Below are 9,914 nucleotides of genomic sequence, written 5' to 3'. Positions count from 1 at the left end.
AGATCCAGCGCGACATCATCGGGAAGACCTACGGGCTCTGATGACCAGTCCCGGTCGGCTGAGCCGCCGCCCCCAGCTCTCCGAGGAAGTCGCTGGTGCAGTCCGCCACCGGATCATGACCGGCGACCTGCGGCCCGGTGACTTCATCCGGCTGGACGAAACGGCCGCCGAGCTGGGAGTGAGCGTCACGCCGGTGCGGGAGGCCTTGCTGACGCTACGGGGCGAGGGAATGGTGAACCTCGCCCCGCACCGCGGCTACGTCGTCGCCGAGCTCACGCGCACCGACGTCGAGGACATCTTCTGGCTTCAGGGCCAGATAGCGGTCAAGATCGCCCGGCGCACCGCCGACGTGATCACCGCCGAGGACCTCGACGCACTCACCGCGTGCACCGACGCGCTGCGGCGCGCCGTCGAGAATGGCAACGTCGATGCGATCGTCGAGGCCGAGTTCGAGTTCCATCGCACCCACAACCGCATCTCCAACAGCGGCAAACTCGCGTGGTTCTTGTTCAACGCCACGCACTACACTCCCCACCGCATCTATGCGGCCGACCCGGAGTGGGGCGCCGTCGCCGTCGACAGCCACACCAAGCTGATCGAGGCCTATCGCTCCGGCGATCGGGTGGCGATTGCCGAGCAAGTGCAGCGGCAGTTCGACGACGGCGCGGCACGACTGGTCGCCCGCCTGGCCGACGCGGGCGTCTTCGACGATGAGCCGGGCCCGTGAACTGTGGTTTTGTCCCAGTTCAGGGCATGCGCTAGAGTCAACATCCGGCCCACCGGGCCAATGCCATTCCCCCATAGCTCAATTGGCAGAGCAGCCGACTGTTAATCGGCAGGTTATTGGTTCGAGTCCAATTGGGGGAGCAACGAAAACCGCCCGTTCACCGGGCGGTTTTTTGCGCGTTTCGAACAGCATGACAACAGTTCGACTCGTCGTGAATCCGGGCTCGACGCTCCGTCACGGTAGTGCGTACGTTCGGACGTACCGTCGATTGGAAGGACTCCCATGACTGCCGAACCATTTCCCGACCTCGTCGACGTCTCCTGGCTCGCTGAGCACCTGAGCGACCCGGACCTCGTCGTCATCGACTCGACATCGCACCTCGAGGTACCCGAGGACGGGCCGTACACGATCGAGTCCGGCGCAGGGACCTACGCCGCCGAACACATCCCCGGTGCCCACTTCGCCGATCTCCTCACCGACTTCGCCGATCCCGGAAACGACGAGCCGTGGACGGCCGCCGATCATGACCGATTCGCTGCAGCAGCTGGCGCGCTGGGCATCGGCGACGGCGCCAAAGTGGTGGTGTACAGCCAGCATGCCCCGTTCTGGGCGACGCGTCTGTGGTGGCAGCTCCGCTTCGAAGGCTTCGACGACGTCGCCGTCTTGGATGGTGGCCTGCCCGCCTGGAAAGCCGCCGGCGGTGCGGTGACCACTGATCCGTCGACGCCCACCGCGCGGGAGTTCACGGGTGATCGTCGTCCGCACCTGATCCGTTCAACGGACGAGGTCGCGCAAGCGGTGGACGACGAGGGAACGCTGCTGGGGAACGTGCTCGGCGAAGAGGACTACCGCGGGGAGACGACGACCTACCCGCGACCCGGGCACATTCCGGCAAGCGTGAACTTCCCCGTCGCCCAGCTCGTCGATCCGGCGACTGGACGGCTGCTCCCGATCAGCGAACTCCGTCCCGCTTTCGAAGCGGCTGGGCTTCTGAACCCGGAGCGCGCGATCGTCACCTATTGCGGCGGCGGGATCGCGGCAACCGGTGTCGCGTGGGCACTCGCCCAGGCAGGCGTCCAGGACGTCGGCGTGTACGACGGCTCACTGACCGCCTGGACCGCCGACCCCGACCGGCCGCTCGTGACCGGCGCGTCGCCGCGCTGAGCAAGAAGCACGCGGCCGTGGCCCAGCCGTCGCGACGACGGATAGATCGATTGCCTCAGGGGCTTCCCAGCCATAGCCGTATACAGTCGCCACATGCTCGACTTCGTCCGCCTCGGCATGCGTCGTCTGCTGTCATTCGTGCCCGCGACCATTGACACCATCGAACCCGGGCGCATCGTCCTCGCGCCTCGCAAGCCGATCGACCTGCGCGACGAAAACGCCATCACCGAGATTCTCGACTTGGCCGCGAAGATCGGGGCGGCGCTACTCGACGCGGGGACCGGCGCTATCGACACCCGCAATCAGGTCGAGCTGGTAGCCGGCGTCTACGGGCTCGAGGACGTCGACGTCGACGTCACCTACAACACCGTGCTGATCTGTGCCCGCCGCGGCCGCACGTTGCCACCGATCACCGTGTCGCGATCGGTCTACTACCGATCGCTCGACTTCACCCGACTCGCACAGATCGACCGTCTGGTGCGCCAGATCCGGCGGACCTCCATCTCCGCAGTCACCGCACACGCCATCGTCGATGAGATCGGTGAGTCGCCGCATCCGTACCCACATTGGATGGCAACCATCGGCTGGGGCGTGATGGCATTCGGCATCGGCATCCTCTTCGGCGGCACGTGGATCGTATGGCTGACCGCGTTCGCGACGACCGTCGCCGCCGTCGCGGTCAACCGACGGCTCGCACGAATCGGCACCCCACCGTTCTTCCAACAACTGACGGGTGGCTTCATCGCCGTGCTACCGGCGGCGCTGTTGTACACCCTCCTCGAAGACACCCACCTCGGCTTCTACCCGCCACAGATCATCGCGGCCGGAATCGTCGTGCTGCTGTCGGGCCTGGCGTTTGTCGGCGCGGTCCAGGACGCCATCACCGGGGCACCGATCACTGCGACCGCGCGAGTTACCGAGGTGGTCGTGCTGACGGCCGGAATCATGGTCGGCGTCGCACTGTCGATCCGGTTCGTCGAACTGTTCAACGCGCACCTGCCTCCTCTGACGACCGTTCCGCCGTTCGCTCCGGCCGACGTGCCCTCCCGCGTCATCGGCGGTGGCATCGGCTCGCTCGCATTCGCGTTCGCCAGCTATGCGGAGCGGCGCGCGTTGCTGCCGGCATTCATTGCCGGAGCGCTGGGGTCCGGCGTCACCGCCGCCCTGTTCCTGACCGATCTGGGCCCGGTCTTCAGTTACGCAGTCGCAGCGACGCTCGTCGGCCTGGCCGGCGGCATCGCTGCCCGACGGGCATTGACCCCGCCGTTGGTCATCGCCGTCGCCGGTATCACCCCCCTGCTTCCGGGTCTGGCCATCTATCGCGGCATGTACGGAGTGATGGCGGGGGACGCTTCTGCGGGCGCACAGGAATTGGCCACCGCCGTTGCCGTCGGATGTGCGCTTGGTGCCGGCGTCACGCTGGGCGAGTTCATCGCCCGCTCGCTCCCGAAGTTCTACGTGCACGTCAAACCCGCCGGTCGCGGCACTTGAGACCTGAGTTACCGTGGACCGGCCTCGTGGTGCCAGCTGACCCGAGGAGAACGGAGCCAGTCATGACCACCATCGTCGCCAAAGCATTCGGCGCGGCAATCATCGTCGCCGCCGGGTTCGCGCCGATCGCACTCGCCGCACCAACGCACGCCGCCCCCGTGCCGGGATCGGTCGCGGTGAAGTACTACAAGAACTGCACCGAAGCCCGCAAGGACGGCGCAGCACCGATCCGCGAGGGCGAAGACGGCTACTCGAGCAAGCTCGACCGTGATGGCGACGGGATCGCCTGCGAAGCGACGTCGTAGCTGCGTTTCGCTGAGTTCCCGTCTGCCGGAATCGTCGGCAAGGCAATACCATCGGACGGGTGGGCTTCTTCGACAAGCTTTTCGGCAAGGAACAATCCGGACCTGGATGGGTCCGGGGAAGTGCCCGCGTCATCTCCTCCAGCGCACCGCCACCACATGCGACGTGGGGCAACGTGTCGGCCAACCTCGTCGTCGAAATCCCCGGGATGGCGGCGTATCAGGCGGATTACAGCAAGCTGACCTGCCCGGTCTCCAAGTGGCCCTTCCCCGGATCGTTGCTGCCGGTGGCCGTCGACCCGCGCGATACCCGCAACGTCGTAGTGCTGTGGGATGAGGTCCCCACCGGCGCGGAGGCCGGTCGTGCGCAGGCCGCCAGGATCGTCGAACATCTCAACCAGGGTGTTACTCCCCCACCCGGCACATCCCCCTCGGCTGCGCCGCCCGGGGGAAATGACGTCCTATCACAGATCATGCGCATGTTTCCTGGCGCCCAAGTCCATGTCTCAGGCTCGGGAGACGTGTCAGGTGCGCCCGCCGGGATGCCGCCCGAGATGGTGGCGCCCAACGCCTCGGTGTATGCAACACAGTCCAACCGCGATCCGGTAGAGCGCTTGGAGAAACTCGGCAAGCTGCGCGACGCCGGGATCGTCGACGAGGCGCAATTCCAGCAATTGCGCGCCCAGATTCTGGAGCAAGCCGGCCTCGACGACTAGATCCGGCCACAACCGCTACAGCAATTCACAACGGCTACCGTTGCGACGGTAGCCGTCGTAAGGAGTTGTAGCGGATGCGTGGCCCTGATGCCTCCTCGGACCCCTGCGACGGCGGACGGTAACCTTCACTCCCGAAGGGGCGATAGCTCAGTCGGTTAGAGCCGCGGACTCATAATCCGTAGGTCCCGGGTTCGAGCCCCGGTCGCCCCACCACCCAGAGCTCTCACTTCAGCCGGCCAGGGCCGGCTGAAGGTAATCAGCCATCGGCTGCGCTCCCAGGTGTGCCGACCAACCGCCCGTCGACACCGGCAAGAATTTGATTCTCAATTAGATTTAGCGGAGAGCCTCGTCACCGTCAAGCATTCGCAGTGAGTTTTGCCTACATCAATCTGCGGCAGGGACCGCGTACTGCTCGGCGAGCTCGCGCAGCGTCTGGAACACGCGCTTGGCCCCTTCGGCCCAGGGCATGAGAATCGGGAAGACGTGGAACATCCCCGGCTCCTCCATCGCCTTCACCTTCACGTCCGAGGCTTCGAGGTGCTCGGCGAAGGTGCGGATTCCATCGCGGAACATCTCCTTCTCACCCCAACACACGAACGTCGGCGGCCACCACGTCTCGTCGGGGACAGCGTTGACCGCGGAGACACGTTCGTCACCGGGCGACATGCCCTGCAGGTATGGCGTAACGGGGATGCTCCACGGCAGAACATCGCTATCGGCGTTCTCGGTCACCGACGGGCGGTCGAGCTGAAGGTTGACCTCGGGCGAGAACAGCGCGATTGCCGCCGGACGCGGAAGCCCTTCGTCGCGGAGATGACCCATGAGCGAGGTCGTCAACCCGCCACCGCCTGAGTCACCCCCAATAATGATGTGCTCGGCGGGGATCCCCTGCTCGAGCATGCTCTTGTAGACGTCGGCGGCATCCAACAGGCCTGCCGGGTACGGGAACTCCGGGGCCATGCGGTAGTCGGGGATGAAGATCTCGCACCCGGTGATGCGGACCAACGCGGCCGCGAACGCCACGTACATCATCGGCGTCGTCGCGATATATCCACCGCCGTGGAGGTACAGAATCGTGGCCCGCACCGGCTGGGCGTCGGGATCGTCGTCGGACTCCACCACGCCGTCTCGCTTGGCGCGGCACCAAACCCCCTCGACGCCACCGATCGTCTCGGTGTCCAACACGACTTGTCCGATACCGCCGACGACAGGCGGGAGGACGACGCCACAGATGGTGTCGATGACCTTCTCCATGGACCGGAACTCGTCGATCTGCAGGCTCATCGCGTAGCCGAGGAAGGACCGCACGGCCTGACGCGTCGTCGCCTGCCCGACGTTGTCGAGCACACCGAACGGGCCCGACAGCGGCTTCGAGAACGGCACGCGCGCCAAGCCGGTGACCATTGTGCTGGCCAAACCTGCCAGCGCAATCGCAGTGATGGGGGCGGAGGCTGTCTTCACTCCAGGGCGGTCGGCCATGACCATGGGATGTGCCTGCTTTCGAATCGAATTAGTGCAGATTCTATCCGCCTAACTGTCCGATTCGCTGCACGGGACCACCGGACGGGCCACTCGGCGCCTCGACGACTCCGATCAGGTTTGGGAGCTGTAAGCAGGCTCAAGCGGGACCGAAGTGATCCGTCCCCGCCCACCGTCTGACATGCTCGTGGACATGACATCTACACGTCGTCAACGACGCCGCGTCCTGCTTCCCGTCGGAACGGGCTTCGCCTGCCTGAGCACTGCGCTCGTCGGCATCACCGCCGGCCAGCCCGCCCAGGCTGCCCCGTGGCTGCCGCCGAACGTCTCCCTGCAGACGCAACCGGGCGTCCGCGGCACGGGTTGCAAGTACCTCGTGTCGGTCGTGGCGACCGATCATCAGGCACCGATGAAGCTGAAGGTCGTCGACCAGCAGGGCCGCGTAGTGCAGAACCTCAAGACCCGCAACGAGCGGCGTGGCGAAGGCGATCCCCGTCGCGTCGTGGAGGGCGACTGGATCCCCAAGCAGCCCGGGTGGTACCGCGTCGTCGCTACGCAGAACGGTGTGAGCACGAAGACCAAGCCGATAGAGGTCCGCCCCGGATTCAGCACCGGATCGTCCTGCTCTGGGTTCTAGCGGTTCCACGGACTCCGCCCATGCGAAATATCGATGCCGCGCATACTGATCGGAAAATACCGGTTCGGAGGTAAAACTCGTGCGGACACTGTTTGTCTCCTACGCCCGGGAGAACAGGTCTGACGTCGACCAACTGGTTGCTCACCTGGAGATGATGGGCTACGAGACCTGGGTCGACGTCTCGCTGCGCGGCGGCCAAGACTGGTGGGAGGAGATCCTTCGGCGGATCGCCGAGACGGATGCCATCATCACGATCGTGTCACGCGCGGTACTGAACTCAACCGCCTGCCAGCGGGAGTTCGAATGGGCACAAGCACTGGGCAAACCGATCCTGCCTGTCGCGGTCGAACACACCGACCGATTGGCGTTGCCCCATCGACTCGCAAAACTCCAGATCATCGACTACTCCAACCCCACACAGAGGGACAAATCGGCACTTCTGGTCCAGCGCGGCCTGGGAAGCCTGCCCGCGGCACCGCCGCTGCCCAGTCCCCTGCCCGTCCCACCCGCGGCACCCCTGTCGTACCTGACCGACATCGTCGACATCGCCACCCAGGCCACTCCGCTCGACCAAGACCGGCAACGCGAAGTCCTACTCCGGCTCGAACCGGCATTGCACGCCAGCGACCCCGCTGAACGGCAGGCCGGCCACGACATCCTGGAACGATTCGGCCAGCGTACCGACCTCTATGCCGATGTCTACAGGTCCATCGCAAGGCTCCAAGGAACACCTCCCGACCCCCCAGCACCTCCCGTCCCGAAACCGTCGCGCGTCCCAATGTGGAGACTCGCGACGGTCATCGTGCTGCTGATCGCAGCCGTCGGAGTCGGCCTCTTCCTGTTCGGCAAGGACGACAAGAGAAACACCGCGGGGGCTGGTGCGACGCGACTTGCAGTGAACACGACCGGCCTTGGTACGGAGCTCGCCGCGGGTGGCGTACAGAAGTGGGCAGCCGATGTCGCTAACGGCGACGTCGACGCCGTCGTCGCGAAGTGCTGGACCGTCGCACCTGACTACATCCGGGTGCGGTACTTCGGCGATCTTCAGGCCGTCGCGGATATCTTCTCGCAGCGGCCCGTGCCAGGACAATCCGGCGTTACTTGGGGGAAGCGCGAATCCGCATATGCGCAGATCTCGACAGAGGAAGCGAAGTCAGACTATCCATGTCCGCGATTGCGCGTGGACTCCGGTCAGCACCTCTACTCCGACGCCTACGTCGCCCATATCGCGCGCCGGTTGATCTTGCGTGCGCAGGGTAAACCGATCAATCTCGCCGACACCGAATCGGCCTATCGGCTGGTCTGCACCCACCCCTTAGGCCCAGTCAGCGGGATGGAGCGCGGCGACCCCAACCAGATTGACGTGGCCGAGGAGGACTTACCGCACGGCGGTGCGCGCTGGTCTGTCCGATCCGGCCCGCTAACCATGCAAATGACCATGGGGGAAGAAGGCGTCTGCGTCGAGAGCGCTCGCTGACTAGAGCGAGCCCAATAGCTCACCCAGCCGTTCGATGCCGACGGTGAGTTCATCCTCGTCAGTGGCGTACGACAACCGCACGTAGTCCTCGGCGCCCTCGACGCCGAAATCCTTGCCCGGCGTGAGGGCGACGTGCGCCTGCGTCAACGCCGCGTCGCAGAACTGCGACGCGGTCAGTCCGGTGCCCGAGACATCGACGTAGACGTAGAACGCCCCGTCGGGAATCACCGGAACCGGTAGCCCGATGCGCGAGAGGCCGTCGAGCACCACTTCTCGTCGGCGTCGCAGAATGGCCCGACGCTCCTGCGCCACCGCGACGGTATCCGGCGTGAAGCATTCAAGGGCGGCGATCTGCGCTGCGGTGGGTGGGCAGATGTAGAAGTTCTGCGCCAGTTTCTCGGCGACGCCCACCATTTCCTCCGGCACCACCGCCCAGCCGAGCCGCCACCCGGTCATGCCGAAGAACTTGGAGAAACTGTTCACCACGATCGCACTGGGATCGTCGGCGATGATGCTGCGCGGGGGACGCCCGTCGACGTCGTCGGCGAGCCCCAGATAGATCTCGTCGACGATTCGCCAGCCACCGCGCGCCTCGACGTCGCGCACGGTGGCCACGAGCTCATCGTGGGACATCGAGGTGCCAGTCGGGTTGGACGGCGAGGCGATCATGACACCGCGAGTCCGCTCGGTCCACGCGTCGGCGACGAGCTGCGCATCGAGTTGGAACCGCCGCTCCGGGCCGGTCGGCAACAGCCGGACATCGGCTCCGAACGCCGACGCGAACGATCGGTTGCAGGGATACGACGGATCGGCAACGAGCACCTCGTCGCCCGGATCGATCAGCGCGGCGCAGGCCAGCACCAATGCCGCTGACGCACCGGTGGTGACGACAACCCGCTCAGCCTCGATCGGTGATCCGAAGTGGTCTCGGCTGAATTTGGCGATCGCCTCGCGCAATTCGGGCGTGCCGAGGGCACCGGTGTATGGGAGCGGGCGGCCGTCGCTGATCTTCCGAATCTTCGCCAAGAACGCTGGCGGCGCACCAAAGTCGGGCTCCCCGATGTTCAGCTTCACGACATGGGTGCCGTCCGACTCCATCTCGGCTGCCCGTCGGCCGTACTCCATCGCGTGGAACGGAGCGATCTCCTGCGCCCGTCGGGAGAATCTCACCCGGTCATCGTAGCGATGCGACGGTCACCGGCGCCGCAAGCGCTCGATCGTCTCGACGGCCCGCTCGATCATCGCCTCGAACAGAGCGTCTGGATCGGTCTGTCGTCGAGCCGCCTCACGCGCCAACGGGGCCTGTACCTCCGGATGGGCATCAAGCCACGGAAGGGGCACCGGCTGCCCCAGCATCGCCCGCGCCGACGGGTCGGTGCGGTCAAACCGATAGTCGATCAACAACGCGAACCCGAACACGTCGACCAAGAAGCTACCGCGCACCGTCAGCGCATCCTCCAACGACAGCCCGAGGCCGACGAAGAAGGCGAGTTGGCGCTCCGGCTCGAGCATTCGCTTAACCGGAACCTCGGCGGGAGTGAAGGTCTCGTCCAGCGAGACCAACGTGGCCCGCGGGAACGACCGGTACGCGACACGCGCGTCGCGGTACATGCGGCGCACGCTCCCCTGCCAGTCGTCGGGGTCGTACTCGTGGACCGGGAGTCGCTCGACCATCCGGGCCACGACGAGGTCGACCACCTCCTGCCGGTCGGCGACCACGTTGTACAGCGCGCGAACGGTCACGCCGATCTCGTCGGCCAACCGCCGCATCGTCAGTTGCGGAAACCCCTCGTCGCCGGCGATCCGCAACCCGACCGTCGCGATCAAGTCCTTGGTCAACGGCTCGCGACCGTCAGCCTTCGCCGGCCGTCCCCGCTTGGGTCGCTCGGTGCCGGTCATAGCTGTCCAAGCTACTCGACGG

General features: G+C 65.8%; 10 protein-coding genes and 2 tRNA genes. 9 read left to right on the top strand and 3 right to left on the bottom strand.

The window, feature by feature from the left end:
* Nucleotides 1-40: 40 nt before the first annotated feature.
* The 7 genes from B4L26_RS14960 to B4L26_RS14930 all read left to right on the top strand — a co-directional run bounded on the left by B4L26_RS14960 (nucleotide 41) and on the right by B4L26_RS14930 (nucleotide 4,613).
* The gene (locus tag B4L26_RS14960) at nucleotides 41-727 is read left to right on the top strand and encodes a GntR family transcriptional regulator (protein ID WP_290720010.1); all 687 of its coding nucleotides are present in this window, start codon (nucleotides 41-43) and stop codon (nucleotides 725-727) included.
* A gap of 67 nt (nucleotides 728-794) precedes the next feature.
* Nucleotides 795-867, top strand: a tRNA-Asn gene (locus B4L26_RS14955).
* 142 nt (nucleotides 868-1,009) lie between these two features.
* The gene (locus tag B4L26_RS14950) at nucleotides 1,010-1,891 is read left to right on the top strand and encodes a sulfurtransferase (protein WP_290720007.1); all 882 of its coding nucleotides are present in this window, start codon (nucleotides 1,010-1,012) and stop codon (nucleotides 1,889-1,891) included.
* 93 nt (nucleotides 1,892-1,984) lie between these two features.
* Nucleotides 1,985-3,382: a threonine/serine ThrE exporter family protein gene (locus B4L26_RS14945; RefSeq protein WP_290720006.1), complete on the top strand. Its 1,398-nt coding sequence runs from the start codon at nucleotides 1,985-1,987 to the stop codon at nucleotides 3,380-3,382.
* Nucleotides 3,383-3,444: 62 nt separating this feature from the next.
* The gene (locus B4L26_RS14940; RefSeq protein ID WP_290720004.1) at nucleotides 3,445-3,687 is read left to right on the top strand and encodes an excalibur calcium-binding domain-containing protein; all 243 of its coding nucleotides are present in this window, start codon (nucleotides 3,445-3,447) and stop codon (nucleotides 3,685-3,687) included.
* 59 nt (nucleotides 3,688-3,746) lie between these two features.
* A complete protein-coding gene (locus B4L26_RS14935) occupies nucleotides 3,747-4,400 on the top strand; it encodes an SHOCT domain-containing protein (protein ID WP_290720002.1) in 654 nt (217 codons plus the stop codon).
* A 136-nt stretch (nucleotides 4,401-4,536) separates the two neighbouring features.
* Nucleotides 4,537-4,613 (top strand) — tRNA-Ile (locus B4L26_RS14930).
* A gap of 171 nt (nucleotides 4,614-4,784) precedes the next feature.
* On the opposite strand, the gene B4L26_RS14925 is transcribed toward B4L26_RS14930, so the two are convergent.
* On the bottom strand, nucleotides 4,785-5,885 hold the full coding sequence (locus B4L26_RS14925; RefSeq protein ID WP_290719999.1) for an alpha/beta hydrolase fold domain-containing protein: 1,101 nt from the start codon (nucleotides 5,883-5,885) through the stop codon (nucleotides 4,785-4,787).
* 187 nt (nucleotides 5,886-6,072) lie between these two features.
* Here B4L26_RS14925 and B4L26_RS14920 point away from each other — a divergent pair, with 187 nt between their 5' ends.
* A complete protein-coding gene (locus B4L26_RS14920; RefSeq protein WP_290719998.1) occupies nucleotides 6,073-6,516 on the top strand; it encodes a hypothetical protein in 444 nt (147 codons plus the stop codon).
* 79 nt (nucleotides 6,517-6,595) lie between these two features.
* A complete protein-coding gene (locus tag B4L26_RS14915; RefSeq protein WP_290719996.1) occupies nucleotides 6,596-7,993 on the top strand; it encodes a toll/interleukin-1 receptor domain-containing protein in 1,398 nt (465 codons plus the stop codon).
* On the opposite strand, the gene B4L26_RS14910 is transcribed toward B4L26_RS14915, so the two are convergent.
* Both B4L26_RS14910 and B4L26_RS14905 read right to left on the bottom strand, forming a co-directional pair.
* Nucleotides 7,994-9,163, bottom strand: coding sequence for an aminotransferase class I/II-fold pyridoxal phosphate-dependent enzyme (locus tag B4L26_RS14910; RefSeq protein ID WP_290719994.1), 1,170 nt, complete (start codon nucleotides 9,161-9,163; stop codon nucleotides 7,994-7,996). It lies immediately after the preceding gene.
* A gap of 24 nt (nucleotides 9,164-9,187) precedes the next feature.
* Nucleotides 9,188-9,892, bottom strand: coding sequence for a TetR/AcrR family transcriptional regulator (locus B4L26_RS14905; RefSeq protein ID WP_290719991.1), 705 nt, complete (start codon nucleotides 9,890-9,892; stop codon nucleotides 9,188-9,190).
* Nucleotides 9,893-9,914 lie beyond the last annotated feature (22 nt).

It is taken from the genome of Gordonia sp. UBA7599 (genome assembly GCA_002477755.1).
In the GTDB taxonomy this organism is placed as follows: Bacteria; Actinomycetota; Actinomycetes; order Mycobacteriales; family Mycobacteriaceae; genus Gordonia.
This window is presented reverse-complemented; position numbering and strand designations above follow the sequence as displayed.

Excerpts from the sequence above, each read along its gene's own strand:
- B4L26_RS14960 (WP_290720010.1), top strand. The coding sequence starts at position 41 with ATGACCAGTCCCGGTCGGCTGAGCCGCCGCCCCCAGCTCTCCGAGGAA.
- B4L26_RS14950 (WP_290720007.1), top strand. The coding sequence starts at position 1,010 with ATGACTGCCGAACCATTTCCCGACCTCGTCGACGTCTCCTGGCTCGCT.
- B4L26_RS14945 (WP_290720006.1), top strand. The coding sequence starts at position 1,985 with ATGCTCGACTTCGTCCGCCTCGGCATGCGTCGTCTGCTGTCATTCGTG.
- B4L26_RS14940 (WP_290720004.1), top strand. The coding sequence starts at position 3,445 with ATGACCACCATCGTCGCCAAAGCATTCGGCGCGGCAATCATCGTCGCC.
- B4L26_RS14925 (WP_290719999.1), bottom strand. The coding sequence starts at position 5,885 with ATGGTCATGGCCGACCGCCCTGGAGTGAAGACAGCCTCCGCCCCCATC.
- B4L26_RS14920 (WP_290719998.1), top strand. The coding sequence starts at position 6,073 with ATGACATCTACACGTCGTCAACGACGCCGCGTCCTGCTTCCCGTCGGA.
- B4L26_RS14905 (WP_290719991.1), bottom strand. The coding sequence starts at position 9,892 with ATGACCGGCACCGAGCGACCCAAGCGGGGACGGCCGGCGAAGGCTGAC.